The organism is Bacillus sp. H1a (assembly GCF_000633475.1).
GTDB classification, from domain to species: domain Bacteria; phylum Bacillota; class Bacilli; order Bacillales; family Bacillaceae_G; genus Bacillus_A; species Bacillus_A paramycoides.
This window is the reverse complement of the sequence record NZ_AYMH01000043.1, coordinates 143982-165754: the sequence shown is the minus strand read 5'-3', so window position 1 is coordinate 165754 and position 21773 is coordinate 143982. Positions and strand designations below refer to the sequence as shown.

At 35.1% G+C, this 21773-nt stretch carries 20 protein-coding genes; 19 read left to right on the top strand and 1 reads right to left on the bottom strand.

The window, feature by feature from the left end:
- The first annotated feature begins 11 nt into the window (after positions 1–11).
- The 9 genes from U860_RS0120760 (at position 12) to U860_RS0120720 (ending at position 9669) form a co-directional block, all read left to right on the top strand.
- Positions 12–1502 carry an o-succinylbenzoate--CoA ligase gene (locus U860_RS0120760; protein ID WP_025150024.1) on the top strand — a complete coding sequence of 497 codons (1491 nt, stop codon included), beginning with the start codon at positions 12–14 and terminating at the stop codon, positions 1500–1502.
- Between the two features lie 4 nt (positions 1503–1506).
- Complete coding sequence (locus U860_RS0120755; protein ID WP_025150023.1) at positions 1507–1923, top strand: MaoC family dehydratase; 417 nt, start codon at positions 1507–1509, stop codon at positions 1921–1923.
- A complete protein-coding gene (locus tag U860_RS0120750; protein WP_025150022.1) occupies positions 1923–2918 on the top strand; it encodes a 3-oxoacyl-ACP synthase in 996 nt (331 codons plus the stop codon). Before U860_RS0120755 ends, U860_RS0120750 begins: the two co-directional genes overlap by 1 nt.
- Before the next feature lie 62 nt (positions 2919–2980).
- Positions 2981–4777 (top strand): 6-bladed beta-propeller, encoded by a 1797-nt coding sequence (locus tag U860_RS0120745; RefSeq protein ID WP_025150021.1) that lies wholly within the window; start codon positions 2981–2983, stop codon positions 4775–4777.
- A 234-nt stretch (positions 4778–5011) separates the two neighbouring features.
- Positions 5012–6229, top strand: coding sequence for a substrate-binding domain-containing protein (locus tag U860_RS0120740; RefSeq protein ID WP_025150020.1), 1218 nt, complete (start codon positions 5012–5014; stop codon positions 6227–6229).
- A 98-nt stretch (positions 6230–6327) separates the two neighbouring features.
- On the top strand, positions 6328–7101 hold the full coding sequence (locus U860_RS0120735) for an ABC transporter ATP-binding protein (protein ID WP_025150019.1): 774 nt from the start codon (positions 6328–6330) through the stop codon (positions 7099–7101).
- Positions 7079–7783, top strand: a complete 705-nt coding sequence (locus U860_RS0120730; RefSeq protein ID WP_025150018.1) for an ABC transporter ATP-binding protein — start codon at positions 7079–7081, stop codon at positions 7781–7783. The genes U860_RS0120735 and U860_RS0120730 overlap by 23 nt, the downstream gene beginning before the upstream one ends.
- Positions 7784–7805: 22 nt before the next feature.
- Entirely contained in the window at positions 7806–8666 is an 861-nt protein-coding gene (locus tag U860_RS0120725; RefSeq protein WP_025150017.1) for a branched-chain amino acid ABC transporter permease, read from the top strand.
- A gap of 49 nt (positions 8667–8715) precedes the next feature.
- Positions 8716–9669, top strand: coding sequence for a branched-chain amino acid ABC transporter permease (locus U860_RS0120720; protein ID WP_025150016.1), 954 nt, complete (start codon positions 8716–8718; stop codon positions 9667–9669).
- A gap of 269 nt (positions 9670–9938) precedes the next feature.
- Here the strand turns inward: U860_RS0120720 and U860_RS0120715 are convergent, their stop codons facing one another.
- Positions 9939–10721, bottom strand: a complete 783-nt coding sequence (locus tag U860_RS0120715; RefSeq protein WP_025150015.1) for a LysR family transcriptional regulator — start codon at positions 10719–10721, stop codon at positions 9939–9941.
- A 120-nt stretch (positions 10722–10841) separates the two neighbouring features.
- Between U860_RS0120715 and U860_RS0120710 the strand changes: the two genes are divergently transcribed.
- The 10 genes from U860_RS0120710 (at position 10842) to U860_RS0120665 (ending at position 21755) form a co-directional block, all read left to right on the top strand.
- A complete protein-coding gene (locus tag U860_RS0120710; protein ID WP_025150014.1) occupies positions 10842–11390 on the top strand; it encodes a DUF4865 family protein in 549 nt (182 codons plus the stop codon).
- A 154-nt stretch (positions 11391–11544) separates the two neighbouring features.
- Positions 11545–11988 (top strand): MarR family transcriptional regulator, encoded by a 444-nt coding sequence (locus U860_RS0120705; RefSeq protein ID WP_025150013.1) that lies wholly within the window; start codon positions 11545–11547, stop codon positions 11986–11988.
- A 54-nt stretch (positions 11989–12042) separates the two neighbouring features.
- On the top strand, positions 12043–12984 hold the full coding sequence (locus U860_RS0120700) for a ring-cleaving dioxygenase (RefSeq protein WP_025150012.1): 942 nt from the start codon (positions 12043–12045) through the stop codon (positions 12982–12984).
- A gap of 16 nt (positions 12985–13000) precedes the next feature.
- Positions 13001–14056: an LLM class flavin-dependent oxidoreductase gene (locus tag U860_RS0120695; RefSeq protein ID WP_025150011.1), complete on the top strand. Its 1056-nt coding sequence runs from the start codon at positions 13001–13003 to the stop codon at positions 14054–14056.
- Positions 14057–14752: 696 nt separating this feature from the next.
- Positions 14753–16156 carry a cytochrome ubiquinol oxidase subunit I gene (cydA, locus tag U860_RS0120690; protein ID WP_025150010.1) on the top strand — a complete coding sequence of 468 codons (1404 nt, stop codon included), beginning with the start codon at positions 14753–14755 and terminating at the stop codon, positions 16154–16156.
- Positions 16143–17159 carry a cytochrome d ubiquinol oxidase subunit II gene (gene cydB / locus U860_RS0120685; protein WP_025150009.1) on the top strand — a complete coding sequence of 339 codons (1017 nt, stop codon included), beginning with the start codon at positions 16143–16145 and terminating at the stop codon, positions 17157–17159. The genes cydA and cydB overlap by 14 nt, the downstream gene beginning before the upstream one ends.
- Entirely contained in the window at positions 17159–18880 is a 1722-nt protein-coding gene (gene cydD / locus U860_RS0120680) for a thiol reductant ABC exporter subunit CydD (protein WP_025150008.1), read from the top strand. Before cydB ends, cydD begins: the two co-directional genes overlap by 1 nt.
- Positions 18877–20601: a thiol reductant ABC exporter subunit CydC gene (cydC, locus tag U860_RS0120675; protein ID WP_025150007.1), complete on the top strand. Its 1725-nt coding sequence runs from the start codon at positions 18877–18879 to the stop codon at positions 20599–20601. The genes cydD and cydC overlap by 4 nt, the downstream gene beginning before the upstream one ends.
- A gap of 210 nt (positions 20602–20811) precedes the next feature.
- Entirely contained in the window at positions 20812–21033 is a 222-nt protein-coding gene (locus U860_RS0120670) for a hypothetical protein (protein WP_002171443.1), read from the top strand.
- Between the two features lie 272 nt (positions 21034–21305).
- A complete protein-coding gene (locus U860_RS0120665) occupies positions 21306–21755 on the top strand; it encodes a DUF6376 family protein (protein WP_025150006.1) in 450 nt (149 codons plus the stop codon).
- Positions 21756–21773 lie beyond the last annotated feature (18 nt).

The window sequence follows — 21773 nt, the reverse complement described above, 5'->3', positions numbered from 1 at the left end:
GGGAGAGAAATATGCAAGGCATTGCTTATTGGATTGAAAAAAGAGCGTATTTACATCCAGATCGCATTGCCATTATTACGGAAGCAGAGGAAATAACTTATAAACAATTACATGAGTATGTGAGTAAAGTAGCAGCATATTTAATTTGCGATTTAAATATGCAAAAAGGAGAGAGGATAGCTATTTTATCACAAAACAGTTTGGAATATATTGTCCTTTTATTTGCTATAGCGAAGGCAGAATGTATTGCTGTACCACTTAATATACGATTAACAGAAAATGAACTTATATTCCAGTTGAAAGATAGTGGAACTACAGTTTTATTTGTAGAGGAAACATTTCAAAACATGGCACTTTCAATGGAGAAGGTATCATATGTACAAAGAGTTATTTCGATTAATAGTTTAAAAGAAATAGAAGATAGAAAAACGCAATATTTTGAGGATATAAATGAAAGCGCATCCTTTGTTATATGTTATACATCGGGAACAACAGGAACACCGAAAGGGGCTGTACTTACACAAAAAAATATGTTTTGGAATGCGCTTAATAATACGCTAGCGATTGATCTAACTATTCACGATCGTTGTATTGTATTATTGCCTTTATTTCATATTGGGGGGATGGGTTTATTTGCATTTCCGACTTTGTTTGCAGGTGGAATGATCATTATTCCAAGAAAATTCGAGCCAACTACAGCTCTTTCCATGATAGAAAAACATAAAGTGACTGTTGTGATGGGAGTACCTACAATTCATCAATCATTAATTAATTGCTCAAATTTTGAAACTACGAATTTACAATCAGTTCGCTGGTTTTATAACGGTGGTGCTCCGTGTCCAGAAGAGTTGATACAAGAGTTTATAGATAGAGGATTTTTATTTGGTCAAGGTTTTGGTATGACGGAAACATCACCAACCGTATTTATGCTTTCAGAAGAAGATGCAAGACGTAAAGTAGGCTCAATTGGAAAACCTGTTCTGTTTTGTGATTATGTACTTATCGATGAAAATAAAAATAAAGTTGAAGTTGGTGAAGTTGGAGAGTTAATTATTAGAGGGCCGAATGTAATGAGGGAATATTGGAATCGACCAGATGCAACAGAGGCAACTATCCAAGATGGTTGGTTATATACGGGTGATTTAGCTAAAGTTGATGAAGATGGTTTTGTATACATTGTCGGTAGAAAAAAAGAAATGATAATTTCAGGTGGTGAAAATATTTATCCACTTGAAGTAGAACAAGTCATTAATAAGCTTTCGGAAGTATGTGAGGTAGCGGTCATTGGTACGCAACATTTAAAGTGGGGAGAGGTTCCAATCGCCTTTGTTGTGAAAAAGAGTAGAAGTGTATTAACTGAAAAAGAAGTAATCGATCATTGTCGTTTATTTCTAGCAAAATATAAAATTCCAAAAGAGATTGTATTTCTAGAGGAATTACCTAAAAATGCGACTGGTAAAATTCAAAAAGTACAGTTAGTTAATCAATTGAAAAGTAGGTGAAGGCATGACCATATATAGCCCTGGCCAACAGGCAACATGTAGTAAAACAATAACGGAAACAGATTTTGTTCTATTTGCAGGCTTGAGTGGGGATTTTAATCCAATCCATATTGATCATGAGTATGCGAAAAAAACTAGATTTAATCAAAGAATAGCTCATGGTTTACTAACTTCTAGTTTATTATCTCAATTATTAGGGGTTCATTTACCAGGAAAAGGATCTGTTTATATGGAACAAACTATTAAATTTACAGCACCGGTTTTTATAGGGGATACAATTACAGCTACTGCAACTGTCCAAGAGTTTTTTAAAGAGAAGAGAATATTAAAATTAGTTACTGAGTGTCATAATCAAAATGGAGAATTAGTATTAACAGGTGTAGCTACTATGATGGTGCCGAAAGAAGGGGGAGTGGTCTAATGAATATTGGGATTGAAGCGACTGGTGTTTTCTTCCCAAAAGGTGTAGAGACAGCGGCAGATTTATCTGCAAAAACAGGTATTCCTGAAAAAATTATTATAGAAAAGTTTGGATTATATGAAAAACATGTCGCAGACGAAACGATGCATGCATCAGATTTAGCAATTGCTGCCGCAAAGCCAATTTTATTGGAAATCGATCCTCTATCTATTGATGTAGTCATTTATTTTGGCAGCCCACATAAAGATTACCACGTATGGTCTAGTGCCCCAAAAATTCAGCATGAACTTGGATTGAAAAATGCCTATGCTTTTGAAATTATGAATGTTAGTTCTTGTTTTCCAATTGTCCTCAAAGTCGCAAAAGATATGCTCAATTCCGATAAATCAATTGAAAATATTTTGTTAGTAGGTGGATGTAAAGAATCTCAAATTGTAGATTATGATAACCCGCGCTCACGTTTTATGTTTAATTTCGCTGATGGTGGAAGTGCAGCTTTAGTAAAAAAAGGAGCTATAAATGGTGAAATATTAGGAAGTGCTATTATAACGGATGGCTCATTTCACGAAGATGTTCGTATCCCGGCAGGTGGATCGAAACAACTTGCTAGTTATGATACGGTTGAGAATCGACAACATTATATCGATGTAATAGATCCTATTAGTATGAAAGAACGTTTAGACCCGATTTCAACTCCTAACTTTGAAAAGGTTATTCGGGAGGCATTAAGAAAAAGTGGATTAACTCCCAAAGATATTAAAGTATTGTTACCACTGCATACAAAACGCTCTATGTTAATAGAATTGTTACAGGGGCTGGGCTTAGTAGAAGAACAAGTTGTATATTTAGATCATTATGGGCATATGTCAGCGCTTGACCCGTGTATCGGTCTTCACTTTGCAAATGAACAAGGGAAATTACAGCCTGGAGATATTGCAGTAGCTGTTAGTGCAGGTACTGGGTATACTTGGGCAGCTACTGTGATCAGGTGGTAGTAAGGATGGATTTTATCAAAAAAATTATATGTTGCTTTTTCATTGTTACTGTGAGTCTTGGGATGTTTACTTCTGTAGGAAGTGCCTCGGCTGTAAAATATGTGAAATCATGGGGGAGTGAGCAAGATACTTCTAAGTTATTAAGGACGCCTGTAGCAATGGCAAGGGATGCAAAAGGATACTTGTATGTTGTTGATATGGGAAATAATAGGGTTGTGAAAATAGATAAGAATGGAGAAATTGTTGACGCTATAGGAACTTTAGGCGAAGGTACGGGACAGTTTAATATGCCATTTGGTATTGCTGTTGATAAGGAAGGTAATATTTTAGTCGCGGATACAGCAAATTATCGTATTCAAAAATTTAATGAGCAGTTTCAATTTATTAAAAGTTGGGGCACGAAAGGTCAAGGAAATGCGCAGTTCTCTTTTCCTAGGGAAATTGCAGTAGATAGCAATAACAATTACTATATTACGGATGAGTACAATCATCGTATTCAAAAATATAGCCCAGATGGAGAGTATATTCAAACAATCGGGAGTTATGGAAAGGCGAATGGAGAATTTGCTTTACCGCAAGGAATCGCGATAAATAAACAAGATGAGATTTATATTGCGGACACATATAACAATCGTATTCAAGTGTTTGATAAAAATGGGGAGTTTCAGCGGGTAATCGGAAATGGAAGTGCAGGTTTAGGTCCATATCAATTCTATCATCCAAGAGGAATAAATTTCGATTCAATATCTGGATCGTTATATGTAGCAGATACATATAATAATCGGATAATGAAATTTACAAATAAAGATCAATTTTTATATACAGTAGGTAACTTTTTTCAATTTGTTTATCCCAATCAAGTTCTTCCAGATGGTCAAGGGAATATCTTTATTACGGATACGGGAAATAATCGTGTACTTTTATATAATGAGGTAGGTTTAACAGCGATAATGAAGAAAATCATAGGTAATGAAAGGAATGGAGATACACAGTACTCAGGGCCTTATGATGTTGAAAGAGACACGAATGGGAATGTTTTTGTATCTGATTCCTTTAATCATCGAATTTTAAAATATGATGTATCTGGGAAGATTGTTGGGAAGTGGGGAAGTTTATTTGGTGCTGGTGGACCACTTGGATTCGGAAGTCTTCCAGGACAGTTTTTTGTTCCGAGACAAATTGCAATGGATCGTTACAATAATGTGTATGTATCTGATTCTGTAAATCATCGTATCCAAAAGTTTACTAATTCAGGGACAGTGCTTGCTTCATATGGTTCATTTGGAGTATTACCAGGATTTTTTCAATTTCCATCTGGAATAGCAATTGATAGTAAAGGAAACATATTTATAGCTGATTCAGAAAATAACCGTATTCAAAAATTCAATCCATTCTTTGTATATATGAAAGAATGGGGGAGAAAGGGAAGTGGAGAGGGAGAGTTTTCACAACCTATGCAATTAGCAATTGATTCAAAAGATAATGTTTATGTTGTTGATCGGATTAATAATAGGATTCAAAAATTTGATAACAACGGTAAATTTCTTACTAAATGGGGTACAAATAATGGGGCAGGAAACTTAGATCCGCTAGAAAATTGGAGAGAGGGTCCAGGAGATCTCTTTTTGCCAATAGGAATTGAAATTGATATAAATAATACGGTTTATGTCACAGATACTTCTAATAATCGTGTAAATATTTATAATGAGAATGGAATTTTTTTAGAGTCTTTTGGAAGTTTTAACGGTATGTCAGGACAGTTCTTTTCACCACAAGGAATAGATGTAGATAGTCAAGGAAATATAATAATTGCAGATGGTTTACTCCAAAGAATTCAATTTTTTAAGAAAGCAAATTAATGCTGGAGACTCAAAATACTTGTTAGAAAGGGTAGAAGTTTAATAGTGTGGAAATGTTGTATGTATAGGAATAAAATATTTATATCAAATTGTAAAGGTATTGAATGGAAATCGGAGAAAATACATTTATACTAACAACCTTGTTTATAGTATTCAAAGAAAAAGTCATAATTACGGATGGGTTACTTTGGCGTATTTGATTCTATCAGAAAGTAAAGTATGGGGAGGATCACAATGTCGATGAAAAAACGTAAGTGGCTAAAAACATTGGTGACTGGTTGTGTTTTGGGATCATTATTAGTAACGGCAGCTTGTTCAGGAAAGAAGACAAGTACAGAAGATGAAAAAACGATTAAGGTAGGAGTTCTTGCCTCATTAACAGGTCCGCTAGAATCGTATGGAAAACAAACGGTAAATGGATTTGAATTAGGGTTAGACTATGCAACAGGTGGAACAGGGAAAGTGGAAGGGAAGAAGATTAAGTTTGTTGTAGAAGATACAGAAACGAAAGCTGATGTAGCAGTTAAGAAGGCTACAAAATTATTAGAAGAAGAGAAAGTTGATTTTTTAGTCGGATCTTCTAGTTCAAGTGATACATTAGCAGTATTACCGATAGCTCAAGAATATGAAAAAATTATGGTTGTAGAACCGGCAGTGGCTGATAGCATTACCGGAAAGAACTGGAATAAATATATTTTTAGAACAGGTAGAAATTCATCTCAAGATGCAGTGGCTGGTGCTGCGGCAATTGCTAAAAAAGATGTGAAAATAGCAACGCTAGCACAAGATAATGCTTACGGTCGTGAGGGGATTGCTGCATTCAAGGCTGGAGCGAAGAAATTAGGTGCGAATATTGTAAACGAGCAATATGCTGATACAAATTCAACTGACTTCACTGCAAATATTCAAAATATTATAAGCTCAAAACCAGATTATTTATTTATCGTTTGGGCAGGTGCGAATTCTCCATGGAAACAGTTGAAAGATATGAATGTGGAAGCACAAGGCATTAAAATTTCTACTGGTGCACCTGATATACCAGCATTAAAAACGATGGATGCGTTAGTAGGAATGCAAGGATTTTCTGTATATTATCACACACTTCCTAAAAATAAAGTGAATGATTGGTTAGTAGAAGAACATAAAAAACGTTTTAATGGTGCTGTTCCAGATTTATTTACAGCGGGAGGAATGTCCGCGGCGATTTCTATCGTCGAAGCTTTAAAGAAAACGAAGGGCGATACGGATGTAGATACACTTATTAAGAAAATGGAAGGAATGGAATTTGATACACCGAAAGGCAAGATGAAATTTAGAGAGAAAGATCATCAAGCATTACAAACTCTGTATTCTATAACGTTGAAAAAGCAAGAGGGTGTTGATTATCCTGTACCAGTGCTAGAGAGAGAATTAACGATGAAAGAAACAGAACCATCAGTTCAAAATAAATAAACTGAATTTTCAGTACTATTTGTATAAAGAGGGAATTCCCTCTTTATACTCGTTTCTTTTAAAAATTTAAACACAAGCGCTTTTAAGGGAGGGATCTTGTGACACATTTGTTAGAGACTAAAAATCTTTGTGTATCTTTTGGTGAACATCATGTTATTAAGGATGTTAATGTAACGGTACAAAAAGGAAAGCTCATTTCAATTATTGGACCGAATGGTGCCGGAAAGACAACTTTATTCAATCTACTAAGTGGGCAAATTTCTCCGACGAAAGGTGAAGTTTATTTTAAAGGGCAGGATATTACAAAGCTATCAATCTCAGATCGAACACGCTTAGGAATTGGTCGTTCTTTTCAACTGACGAATATTTTCCCAGAGCTAACAGTGCTTGAAAATGTGCGTTTAAGTGTTCAATCATTCGTTCAAGATTATTATAGTTTCTTTCCGAATTCAGCTAAGTTAAAGCAGCAAACTGGAGAGGCGAGACGTCTTTTAAAAACAGTACTACTTCACGAGAAAGGGGACGTATTGGCAAAAGATTTAGCTCACGGGGAAAAAAGAAAGTTAGAGCTTGCTATGTTGTTAGCATTAAAGACAGATGTATTACTACTTGATGAGCCGACGGCAGGTATTTCAGTTGAGGAAGTTCCGGCTATATTACAAGTAATCGAAAATATTAAAAAGAATCCAGAGAGCACAATTGTACTTATTGAACACAAAATGGATATGGTGCTAGGTTTATCAGATCATCTTATCGTTTTATTTCATGGTGAGTTATTGGCTGAAGGATTACCGGAAGAGATGATGAAAGATGAACGTGTACAAAGTGCTTATTTAGGGGGATTATACAGTGGCACTATTACAAGTGAATAATATTGAGACGTATTTAGATCAGTTTCATATTTTACAAGGAGTATCCCTCTCGGTTGAGAAAGGGACGATTACTGTATTGTTTGGAAGAAATGGAGCTGGAAAAACAACAACATTGCGCTCAGTTATGGGATTTCACCGGATAGCAAATGGAGAAGTTTATTATGATAGTACAAAAGTAAATGGACTATCTACACATTTAATTTCAAGAAAAGGTATAGGCTATGTGCCGGAAAATCAAGGGGTTTTTCATGATTTAACGGTAGAAGAGACATTCGTACTTGCTAAGGGGAAAAACGGGGAAGAAGCGGAAGAGAAGCTAGAATGGATGCTTGAACTTTTTCCAGACTTAAAGCAATTTTGGTATAAAAAAAGCGGACTTTTAAGCGGGGGACAAAAACAAATGCTGGCGATTTCAAGAGCATTTATCAATAGTGATGGACTATTGCTTATTGATGAGCCGAGTAAAGGGCTGTCTCCAATTATGATAGAAAAATTAATGGTAGCAATTTTGAAAATGAAGGAGAAAACGACTGTTTTACTTGTTGAACAAAATTTCATGATGGCTAGTCAAATCGGTGATTACTTCTACATTATGGATAATGGGCGCATTGTGCATAACGGTTTCATGGAGGAACTGCGAGAGGATAAGGAAACATGTCATAAATATTTAGGTATTTCTTAACATTGATACGGGGGGATAGAACGTGGATGTGCTAATTAACTTATTTGTAAACGGCGTTTCGACAGGGATGCTTATTTTTTTATTAGCGTCTGGTCTATCACTTATTTTCGGTTTAATGAGCGTACTGAATTTTGCACATGGCGGTTTATTTGCATGGGGAGCATTTACAGGCGTTTGGTTATTCAATATGACAGGGAGTTATTTATTAGCGCTAATTGGAGCAGTCGCTATGGGGATGTTTCTTGGTTTCATTTTAGAAAGATTTCTTATTAGGCCAGTGTATGGAAACCATGTTCGGCAGCTTCTCGTTACGCTCGGAGGAATGCTCGTTCTTAGCGAGTGCATCAAAATATTTTGGGGACCAAATCCCATTGGGGCAAAATTACCGTTATGGTTACAAGGAAGTTTTACATTTGGAGGCGTTATACTAATTAAATATCGCCTATTCGTCATTTTAGTTGGGATACTAATTTACATTGCTTTACTATTACTGCTGAAAAAAACAAAGATAGGACTAATGATTCGCGCGGGTGTAATGGATAAAGAGATGGTTCAGGCCCTTGGTATTAACGTAAAAGCGATATTCTCGTTTGTCTTTTTATTAGGAGCGGGGATGGCTGCGTTAGGTGGTTTCCTACTTGCACCATATTCAGGCGTTATTTTCGCTGAGATGGGCATGCAGTACGCAATTTTAGCTTTTATAGTAGTTATCATTGGAGGATTAGGTAGTGTACAAGGTTCGGCGATAGCTTCTTTAATCGTCGGTTTAGCCGGAGCTTTTACAGCGTATTTTATGCCAGATTTATCGCTTGCAATCAATATGTTAATGTTACTATTTTTCTTGATAGTGAAGCCAACGGGGCTCGTTGGTGAAAAGGGGTGAAATGGTGAACAGCATATCGGATCGAATCAAAGTATACTTTGGATTATTTATGCTCATTTGTTTAAGTGTATTTCCGTTCGTAAATGATTCACGGAGCTTGTTAATTTTGTTCACTCAAATCTTCATCTTTGCTATTTTCGCTATGAGTTTTGATGTGCTGCTTGGATATACAGGTATTGTTTCATTTGGTCATTGCATGTTCTTTGGTATAGGAGCATATGGGGTAGCACTATTATTTGATCGGCAAGGAATATCGATAACGAACTTTTTTATAGGAATAGCGGCCGCTGTAATTATTTCAGCTATTGTAAGCTATATAATCGGTTTGCTTTCGTTACGTTTGAAAAGTCATTTTTATGCAATGTTAACGCTCGCTATTTCCCAATTGTTTTTTGTACTTGCTGAAAAATGGCGTTCACTGACTCATGGAGGAGATGGATTTACATTTGGTGTACCAGATATATTCCGTGATCGTTTTACGTATTATTACGTAACACTTATATGTTTAATTACTATTTTTATTTTGTTACGATTGTTCACAAAATCTTCTATTGGAAAAGTATTAAAGGCAATTTCACAAAATGAACAACGTGTTGAAGCACTTGGGTATAAAGTTCTTCATTATAAAATTATCGCGAGTGTAGTGGCAGGGATAGTAGCTGCGATTAGCGGAGGATTATTCGTTATCACATTGCGTTTTGTAAATACGACGGTATTTTCAATTGATATGACGCTAAATGCATTATTGATGACAATGATCGGAGGAGTTGGAACGTTAATCGGAGCCATTGCTGGAGCTGGGATTATTGAATCACTGAAATATTATTTATCAGAACTAGCGACTGAGTATCCGATTTTTGAACGATGGACGATTATTCTTGGTTTGTTGTATATTATCGTGCTTCTAGTTTTTCCGAAAGGATTAGTTGGAACGTTTAAGAAGTTGAAGAATTTAAAAAGAAGTAAGAAGGAGAAAAGCACCGGGGTGGAGCAGAACGTGTAAAGTCTAATGAAATGTATGGATAATGAGGCAAGTCTCCAAGATGAAAAGGGATGCCCTAGTAGTTGAACTTTTTAACTAGGTAACATCTCTTTTTATTTTGTTGAGCTGTACGATAATAAATGAAATTATATCGGCGATTTTTCGAATATATCGACCGCAACTCGAAATATATCAGCGATTTTTAAAATTTATCGACCGCAACTTGAAATATATCAGCGATTCGACAAGGGATATCGATTTGCCGAAAAAATATAACAAGTATAACGGCCTTATTTGTTAAATAGTTCACCTGGAATCTCTTTTTCTAAGTCTTGAGTTGTAAAGAAGTTAATAGATAATTTTTCAATCGCCACATCTTCAATTGGTGCTAATTTATCATTTTTAATCGGTAAAAAAGCTATACCATTTCCTTCAGCAATAAATTCTTCAATAAGTGAATAAGAGTCTAACTGTTGAAGTTGACGCTGAGATAGATTGTTTTCTTTTAGAAATTGTATTGTCCGATTTCTAAAGGGGCACTTCGTATCGTTACTAACGAAAAATAGTTCCTTTGAATAGTCGACTTTACACTTTTCTTTTGCTTTTAATAAGCCAATAGAAATTGTTGTACTGAATACTTTGTTAAAGGTGGAATCTAGATTATCCTCATAAGTTATGACCATATCAACTTTTTGTAACAGTTTTTGGAGATGGCTACTACTTTCTATATATACTTGATAATTTCTGAAATTTTCTTTAATACGTACACTCAAATAACTAGCTAAAATAGATTGTGACGTCGCTATTCGATAAGAAGTGTTCGTTTTAATTTCATTTTTAGCTTCCTCTAATAAATTCAATATTTTATTCGTATAATCTAACAAAATGTCACCTGAAGGTAGCAGTGAAACCCCCTTGTTATCTCTATGTAATAAAGGTGTTTCTAATTCTTGTTCTAATTTTTTGATTCGCTCAGTTACATTTGGTTGCACATAACCTAACTCTTTAGCAGCTTTACTAATAGAGCCTTCATTAGCTACAGTTTTAAATATGATAAGATCATTTATTTCCATTCATTTCAACCCCTTATTTGGTATCATTATAAATGATACCAAGCATAATTTATACCTATTTTACACCGATCCAACATCGATTTATCATTATGTATATAATATCGAAAGTGAGTGATAAACATGATTGGGATGCAATATAAGGTCATTTTGCCAAAAGATTATGATATGGGGATAATTAGACAAAGGATAAAAAATAATGGGTATAAAACAGACGATTTTCAAGACCTAAATTTTAAAGCATATTTAATTACTGAAGCAGGGGAAAATGAAAATTTATTTAATTGTTACGCTCCATTATATATATGGAATAACCATGAAGGGATGAATAGATTTATCTTTGATGGTTATTACGACAATATTTTAGACTCATTTGGATGGCAACAAATTAATATTGGTGTTCCTTTAGTTGTTAATCTAAGTGATGATTTTCAGAAGAGTAGATATATTGTTGAATATGCAGGAAGTATCTCTCAAAGTAAATCTTTGATTGGGACTCAATTTAATACTGTGCATCAAAATGCGCAAGATACAGAAAAGAATTTAGGGAATATATTAGTTTATAATCCAGATAAATGGGGATATAGTCAATTTAGTTTTTATGAAGAGAAGCCTGAAATTAATGCAATGAACGGTATTACAATTTATGAGATTTTACACATCTCACGATAAAGATTATAAAAATGATTGTACGGAAAAAATCCATTGTAAGATGGGTTCTTTCTGCTGTATATCAGAGTGAAGAAAATATATGTAATTTTCACTTGCATTACTATCACTTGATTGGTAAAGTGATAGTGAGATTAACGATAGGAAGTGATAAAACATGCGTGAAAATACGATAGGATCGTTAATCTGGTTACGATTAATACGATTTACGAACCAAAGTAATCAGATGTCAAATGAGTTTTTGAAACGTTTTGATTTGACGACAGCTCAATTTGATGTACTTATGCAAATACGAATTTATCAACCACTTACACAAATGGAGTTAGCGGAGAAAGTTACCGTTACACAAGGTGGTATTTCTCGAATGTTAACACGCCTTGAAAAAGAAGGATATATTGCACGAAAACAAGAATGGAAAACGAAAACGATTAGCCTTACTGATAAGGGTGAAGCGGTATTAGAAAGATCATTACCAGAGCAACTTGCATTTCAATCATCATTTTTTGATGATGTATTGAATGAGGAAGAACAGAAAATACTATACGAGTTAATGACAAAAGTTCATAAGCATAGTGAAAAAAAAGAATTACCACACGAGTAATTTTTTTTACACTATCAATTGACTAATCAAGTGATAGTCAGAGGAGGAAATATTATGTACACAATTCCAGGACATCACCACATTTCGATGGTGACAAAAAATGCACAAGTGAATAATGATTTTTATCAAAATGTGTTAGGGCTACGCCGGGTGAAAAAGACAGTCAATCAAGATAATCCATTTATGTATCATTTGTTTTATGGTGATTTAACAGGTAGTGCAGGAACTGAATTATCATTTTTTGAAATGCCGAATGTAGGTAGAACAGTTCGTGGTACAAATGCAATCACACAAATAGGTTTACTCGTACCTTCGTCAGAGAGTCTTACATTTTGGAAGAAACGTTTTGAATCATTGCAAGTGACTCATGGAGAAATTACAACATACGCGGGTCGTGATGCTCTGCACTTTGAAGATCCGGACGGTTTACGGTTAGTGCTACTAAATAATAAAAGTGAAGAAGTGCCTGAATATTGGACTGCATGGGATGATTCTTCTGTAGAGGAAAATCATCGTATTTTAGGTATGGGAACAGTTGAAATGACAGTACGCAGTTTAAATAAATTATCAAAAACACTAACAGATTTGTTTGGTTATAAAGAAGTATCTCGTTCAGACGATGAGGGGATTTATCAATCTATCGCTGGCCAATCTTTTGGAGAAATTTTGGTGAAACAGCAAGAGGGAGAGAGTGAAAGACCTGGTAAAGGAAGTATTCATCATTTAGCTATTCGTGTGAAAAATGATGAAGAACTGAGTTATTGGAATGAAGCAGTGAAAGATAAAGGGTTTCAATCAACAGGGATTATCGATCGTTTTTATTTTAAAAGCTTATATTTCCGTGAATCAAATGGAATTTTATTTGAGATTGCGACGGATGGACCAGGATTTACTGTAGATTCAGCAGTTGAAGAATTAGGAAAAGGGCTTGATTTACCACCATTTTTAGAAGAGAGAAGAAAAGAAATAGAAGAGAAGTTAGCACCACTTAATTAAAAGGGAGAGAGCAACTATGGAAAAATATCGAATTGATACAAGTAAAGGAATTGAATTTGGACTATATTCAATTGGGGATCATATTTTAAATCCGCACAATGGTTCGAAAGTTAGTGCGGAAAAGCGAATCCATGAATTAATTGAAACAAGTAAATTGGCGGATGAAGCAGGACTTGATGTGTTTGCTATCGGTGAAAGTCATCAAGCACATTTTACAACGCAAGCTCATACAGTTATTTTAGGGGCTATTGCACAAGCTACGAAAAACATTAAAATTGCGAGTTCTGCGACAGTATTAAGTACGTCAGATCCGGTGCGTGTATATGAAGACTTTGCCACAATTGATTTAATTTCTAATGGTCGTGCTGAAATCGTTGCTGGTCGTGGATCTCGTATTGGAGGATATAGTTTACTTGGTTATGATGTAAATGATTATGAAGAATTATTTGAAGAGAAGATGGATCTTTTATTAAAAATAAATAAAGAAGAAAGTGTTACATGGAAGGGGCAGTTTAGAATGCCACTTGAGCATGCGGTAATTATACCGAGAGCTAAAAATAACAATATGCCAATTTGGCGTGCTGTTGGGGGACCACCTGCTAGTGCAATTAAGGCAGGACACGCGGGTGTACCAATGATGCTTACGACACTTGGTGGTCCAGCAGTTAATTTTAAAGTTTCAGTTGATGCATATCGTGAAGCTGCTGAACAAAGTGGTTTTGATCCAGCAACATTGCCAATTGCGACTACAAGTTTATTTTATACAGCAGAAAATTCACAAGATGCCCTGAGTGAATATTATCCTCATATTAATGCTGGTATGCTTGCACTACGTGGTGGCGGGTATCCAAAACAACAATTTACAAATGCAGTAGATTACCGTGACGCGTTAATGATAGGTAGCCCACAACAAATAATTGAAAAAATGCTTTACCAATATGAATTATTTGGACAGCAACGTTTTATGGCACAAATTGATTTTGGCGGTGTACCATTTGATAAGATTGAGAAAAACATTGAATTGATTGCTACTGAAATTATGCCGGCTGTTAGAAAATATACAACGAAATAATGATAAAAGTACCGAGAATATAATCTATTCTCGGTACTTTTTTATATTAATCCCATTATTTAGTGGCCACCCGATTGGCATGAGCTAATATTCAATGCGGGATGGACAAATTCAAACTGAATACAATTTGAAAAAATGACAAAAAAACAAACTTTTTGTCTAGGGAAAGGGAAGTTTTTTTCTATTTGTGAATAACAATATTATTAGTTTGAATTTTGGAAATACATTTTTCTCTTGACAAAAATCAAGTGTTTTCTGAGAGTGGTTTCGAGGACATTTTTTCATGAGAAAGTCAAGTGTATGAAGAGAAAAACGTAATTATTATTGATAAATGAGTTTGTTTTATGTTTGAAAAATACGTTTTTATAATATGAAAAATCTAATTCAAAAAAATTACAAATGACATATTTCAGACAAAATGATGTCAATAATACGTCAAAAATCAGCTGAATTTATTATGTGAGTATATTATACAATTCGATTAACGAATAAAACACTACAGAAATAGTGAAAAGATAAATCGTGTAAAAAAGTTCTTTTGTAATTATCAAAAAAACTGACAATTTATATTTTCAAAAAGTACATAAACGAATTTATCTTTTGTATTTCCAAATGATTGGATTGTTCATTATGAAGTGAATTCATACAATTCAATCGATATTACGATATAAAAATTATGAAGGAAGTGAGTTTAGCATGGATACGCTCGAATTGGCACGAATACAATTTGCATCTACAACGATTTTTCATTACTTTTTCGTTCCGCTATCTATTGGCTTAGCTTTTATCATCGCGTTAATGCAAACGTTGTATGTGGTAAAGGGACAAGAAGTTTATAAGAAGATGACAAAGTTTTGGACACAAATATTCCTTGTTAACTTCGCAGTAGGAGTTGTAACAGGTATTTTACAAGAATTTCAGTTTGGTATGAACTGGTCAACGTATTCACGTTTTGTTGGTGATGTTTTCGGACCATCACTTGCAATTGAAGGTTTATTAGCATTTTTCATTGAGTCTACATTCCTAGGTTTATGGGTATTCGGTGAGGATAAACTTCCTAAGCGAATTCACCTTTTATGTATTTGGCTCCTTTCAATTGGAACAATGTTATCAGCATTTTGGATTTTAACTGCAAATGCATTTATGCAAGCTCCTGTAGGATATGAAATGGCAGCAGATGGACGTGCACAAATGAATGATTTCTTGGCGATTATTCAAAATCCACAATTATGGGTGCAATTCCCACATACAATTACAGCGGCACTTGCAACAGGTGCATTCTTTATTGCTGGTGTCAGTGCATGGAAAATTACAAAACAACAAGAGACTGAGGTGTTTAAGAAGTCTTTCCGAGTTTCTATCGTTGTTGGAACGATTTCAACAGCATTGGTATTATTCTTCGGTCATGCACAAGCGCAAAATTTAATTAAGACACATCCGATGAAAATGGCTGCAGCTGAAGCATTATGGAATACGAGTGAGGACCCAGCACCATTTACAGTATTTGCGAAAATTGATACAGAGAAGAAAGAAAATTCGTTTGAAATTCAAATTCCTTACATGCTAAGTCTATTGTCATACGATAAATTTAGTGGTCAAGTAGAAGGAATGAATCAAATTCAAAAGCAATATGAAGAAAAATATGGACCTGGAGATTATATTCCACCAGTACACACAATGTTTTGGAGTTTTAGAGCGATGGTAATGAGTGGAACGTTCATGTTGCTTCTTGGAGCATACGGATGGTTCTTATCAAGAAAAGATCGCTTAACTGAAAAACCTTGGTATTTAAAAATAATGGTATATGCAATTGCACTACCGTTTATCGGTAATACAGTAGGGTGGATTATGACTGAAATGGGACGTCAACCTTGGGTCGTCTTCGGTGTTATGAAAACAGAAGATGCTGTATCTCCAAACGTTACATTTGGAGAAGTATTATTCTCTCTTATTTCATTCACATCACTATATTTAATTATCGGAGGAATTACTATTTACTTATTCGTTCGTATCATTAAAGGTCATGCGAATAAGAAAGCGAAAAAGGATTATCAAAGCCATGATCCATTTGATAAGGAGGAAGATTATGTTATCTCTTAATGAATTGTGGTTTGTAGTTATCTCAATCTTATTTGTAGGCTTCTTTGTACTTGAAGGTTTCGATTTCGGTGTAGGTATAGTTTCAAGATTTTTAGGAAAGAACGATTTAGAAAAAAGAATTTACCTAAATACAATTGGGCCATTTTGGCACGCGAATGAAGTGTGGCTTGTTTGTGCTGGTGGCGCTATGTTCGCGGCATTCCCGCACTGGTATGCAACTCTATTTAGTGGGTTTTACATTCCTTTTGTATTTATGCTTCTTGCTTTAATTATAAGAGGTGTTTCCTTTAAATTCCGTGCGAAAATAGAGAATCATAAATGGAAAGGTTTTTGGGATTGGGGCATGTTTATTGGAAGTCTCCTACCGCCTATCCTTTGGGGAGTTGCAATTGCAAACTTTATGGTAGGTGTACCAATTGATGAAAGTAAAAATGTTGTAGGTGGATTCATGAAGTTACTTCATCCATTTGCGTTACTTGGAGGAGTAATGTTTCTTCTTCTATGTATTGTTCATGGTTTACAATTTCTTACTATACGTACAACAGGAAAACTGCGAGAACGTGCACGTATTGCCGCAACAAAAATCGCACCTATTACATTAATAATTCTTCTTGTTTTTGCAGGTGTAGGGTTATGGAAAACAGATATTTTCGTTGCACATGGTTCAGAGTGGATAATGGTTCCGATTGGAGCTTTCGTAGCGTTATTTGTATCTACGTTATTAAATAAGAGAAGAAGAGATGGTTGGGCTTTCTTTATGACGAGTTTAACAATCATTTTATTAAGTGCGAGTGTGTTTATCGGCATGTTCCCGCGTGTCATGATTAGTTCATTAGGAGCGGCGAATGATTTGACAATTTATAATGCGGCATCAGGGCCTTATGCATTAAAATTAATGAGTTATTTTGCACTTGCTATTTTACCGTTTGTTATTGGTAGTCAAATATGGAGTTTCTATGTATTTAGACAACCTGTTAAGTCAGAAAAAGATTTGGAGTACTAATGAAAAGAAAAAGAGGACTTCCATCGTATCCTGGTAGCCGAGCTTTATATGTAACATTAAGCCTTATTAGTGTTTTAGAGGCGTGTAGTATTATTGCACAGACAGTATTTTTAGCACGAGCAATCACTTTTTTATTTCATGGAGAAACAGTGCAAGCTGTACTAAATGAAGTTGTTTATTTTGGAATCACGTTTGCAGCACGTCAAATATTAGTGCGAACATCGCAAATATTGGTTGAGCGTTTCGCTGAAAAAACAGGATTAGCATTACGCAAACAGTTAATAGAAGCATATTTTACATTAGGGCCGAGATTTGTCCAAACGAACGGGACTGGTCATCTGGTTACCTTATCGATTGAAGGGATAGAGAAATTCAAAACATATATTGAATTAACAATCCCTCGAATGATTCGAAGTTGTATCGTTCCGGCGCTTGTTGTTTTATATGTTTTTACACTAGATATAGAGTCTGGAATCATTTTAGTTGTAACGATCCCGATCGTTATTATATTTATGATCCTTTTAGGATTAGCAGCGCAGAAAATGGCTGATAACCAATATGATACGTATCGTGTACTTTCAAATCACCTTGTAGATACGCTAAAAGGATTAGAGACATTAAAGTATTTAGGGAAAAGTAAGCAGCATGAAGGGAAAATTGAAAAAGTAAGTAAAAGATATAGAAAAGCAACACTTCGTACTTTGCGAGTTGCTTTTCTTTCTTCTTTTGCACTAGATTTCTTTACGAGTTTATCAATTGCCTTTGTAGCAGTAGGTTTAGGTATTCGTTTAATAGACGGAACGATTCTTTTATTGCCGGCTCTTACTATTCTAATTTTAGCTCCCGAATATTTTCTACCAATTAAGCAAGTTGGGGCGAACTATCATGCAACATTAGATGGACAAATTGCAATGGAGCAAATTGAAGAAATCGTAAAACAACAAAAAGCTATGGAACCGAAAGATTCAAATGTAGATATAACGTGGGATTCTTTGAGCAGCATAAAACTACAAAATATAAAAGTTAATAATGAAGAATCTGAAAAGGCCATATTAGACGAGGTTCACTTCACTTGGAAAGGGAACGGTGCTATTGGCATTATTGGTGAAAGTGGAGCAGGGAAATCAACGTTAATAGATGTGATAGCAGGATTTCTAAATCCGTCCGATGGAAATATGATTATAAACGGTGTGGGAATTGATGCATCTACTCGTGATAGTTGGCAAAAAAATATTGCTTATATTCCGCAGCAACCTTATATTTTTCCACTTTCATTAAAAGATAATATTTGTTTCTATGAAACAAATATTACTGATGAAGAAGTTGAGAGAGTTATAGATGAGGTAGGTCTTCGTTCACTTGTTGCATCGCTTCCGAATGGGATGCACGAAAGAATTGGGGAAGGTGGGCGTATGCTAAGTGGTGGACAGGAACAACGTGTTGCGATGGCACGTGCACTTTTGAGTAATAAACCAATCATTTTATTAGATGAGCCTACGGCACATCTTGATATTGAAACTGAATTTGAAATAAAACAAGCGATGTTACGTCTGTTTAAAGGTAAGTTAGTATTTCTTGCAACACATCGTTTGCATTGGATGAAACAGATGGATCATATTGTTATTTTAAATAAAGGCAAGATAATAGAAAGTGGAACATATGAAGAGCTTTTAGATAAAGAGTCATTACATTTTCATGGGAAAGGGAGGGGAGAGAGATGAGTAACTGGATTAGACCTTATATAAAGCAAAATAAAGGTAGGATGACTTTGACTATTTTCCTCGGGCTTCTTGGAGTTAGTTCAGGTGCGATGTTACTTTTCATTTCAGGTTATTTAATTTCTAAATCTGCTCTCAGACCAGAAAATGTAATGGCTGTATATGTTCCAATCGTTGCAACGCGTGCGTTTAGTATAGGGCAAGCTGTCTTTCATTATGTTGAGCGTTTAGTTGGGCATGATGTCGTCCTTCGTATATTAGAAAAAATGAGGACAAAACTATATAAAATTGTAGAACCGCAGGCGTTATTTTTTCGCTCGCGATTTCAAACTGGTGATGTACTAGGTGTATTGTCTGAGGATATAGAGCATTTACAAAACCTATATTTGCGTACGATATTCCCTAGTATATTAGCACTAGTTGTATATAGCATCTTCGTTCTTGTTATCGGTGCATTTGACTTAGTATTTGCACTTATCGCAGGGTGTATGTTAGCTGTTATCGTTTTTCTTATTCCGTTCGTATCGCTACTCTTGATGAAACGACATCATGTTACTTTGAAACGAGGAAGAAATCGTTTGTATCAGCAACTGACAGATGCTGTATTTGGGCTATCTGATTGGCAGGCGAGTGGTAGAAAAGATGAATTTATTAATGAGTATGTAGCGCAAAATGCTCAGTTGTTAAAGACAGAGAAAAGAGTGAAACGCTGGTACCATATTCGAGACAGTATCATTCATTTAATAGTAGGTATTGTCGTCATTTCAATGATTATGTGGACTGGAAATCAATCTGCAAGTGAACAGATTGCCCCTACAGTTATCGCAGCCTTCGTATTAATGACATTATCTGTGACAAATGTGCTTATTCCTGTATCGGATGCTATCGATCGAATTCCATCATATGTAGAATCTGCTCATAGGCTTAATAGCGTAGAAAGTGATAGCGTTCTGCAAGATGGAAATGAGTTACCTGGAGATAAAGATTACGTTGCACAAAAACATATAGATATTGAACTGAATAATATATCGTATAATTATCCGAATAGTAACGAGCCGGTATTAAAAGGTGTATCATTACACATAAAGGCAGGAAAGAAAATTGCTATTTTAGGTAGAAGTGGAACAGGGAAATCTACTTTATTAAAATTGTTAACTGGTGCGCTACGTCCGGTGAATGGCCAAGTTCTATTGAATGGTGAACAAGCTCATACGAACCTTTTGTCAAAATATATTTCTGTATTAAACCAAAAACCACATTTATTCGATACGACAATTGGAAATAATGTGCGAATTGGTAAACCAGATGCTACTGATGAAGAGATATGGAAGGCTCTAGAGAAAGCGCAACTAGCTTCACATATTGCTTCTCTTCCTGATGGATTCCAAACAAAAATGCATGAAATGGGTAAGAGATTTTCTGGCGGGGAGAGGCAAAGGGTAGCTTTTGCAAGAACTCTTATGCAAGAAGCGCCAATCATTGTACTTGATGAGCCGACTATCGGTTTAGATCCTAAAACGGAATTGTCTTTAATAGAAACGATGTTTTCTGCAACTGAAGAAAAGACAGTTATATGGATCACCCATCATTTAGTAGGGATTGAACATGTCGATGAAGTTATTTTCCTTGATGATGGTCAAATCGCTATGCAAGGTAGTCATGAACAGTTACTGAAAGAAAATGAGAAATATCGTAGGTTATACGAGCTTGATAAAGGTATATAAGAATGAAATGCAGAAAAACACAAATTCTTGATAGTTCAAGGTTTGTGTTTTTTTACGCGTATTCGTGGCATCGTTGTATATGATGTAGTAGCGAGATGAGTATGTAATGATTAAAGTTTAGCTTTATATTGTGAGAAAGGGTGTTTAAAACCTATCCATTCAAGGCAATACTTGAGCCATAGTGAATGGATTGTTGGAAGGCGTGATTATATGTTTGAAGAAGATGGTATCATTTTAATTATGGAACCTGCTGATGAACGGAATTTGAGGAGATTTATTTTTACAATACCGAAGTCAGTGTATGAAAAAAAGGAGATTTTATTACATTACGGAACACCTTTAGGACAAGGATATACCGACATTATAGAGGATATTATTAGTGTACATATAGAAATAGATATTGTAACGGTAATAGGGCATGTAAGAGGATAGAGTGGTGGGGGTGTTTCCCGTACCAATCGGGATTTTACACGCAGTTGATGCAGGATAGATGAGTGATGAGCCCCCGAAAACAGATATACTTAAAATAAGTATGTCTGTTTTTATATTTAAATGAAGGTAGTCACGAGGTAGAAATGTAAAAAAATTATATATTGTACGAAATACACGTTGAAAAGGAGAAAAATGATTTCTCTAGAATGTATAAGAAGAAAACTATGTGTTTATAAATGTATAAAAGTATGACAAGTATTTAGGAGGTAAAAATGAAGTTTACAAAAACAATCTTACTTTCAATTGTAGTTTCAATTGGTTTAATGGGATGCTCGCTAGTAGAGGAAGGGAAGAACTCCATAGATTATGCTCAAAAGGCGACAGACTATGTGAATAAAATAAGCGCATTTGCAAATGAAGCACCAGCATTAGCTGAAAAGGCTATTAATGATGGGGAAGCTCGAAAAGAATTGGAAACGAAACTTAGTGAAATTAAACAAGATATACCAGCTTTTAATGAATTAACACCACCAGATGTAGCGAAGGATCTTCACCAGCAAATTGTCGGATATAATGAAAAGTTAAATACATTAATTGATGCCTCTATGAAAAAGGTAGAGGAAGGAAAAATGGATGTAGAGCAGTTTAAAAACTCTGAGCTCATGCAGACGATAGAACAAGTTCGTGATTTGAAAGATAAAATTCAAAATTTAGGGCAATAATAAAAAGATCCGTTTGTA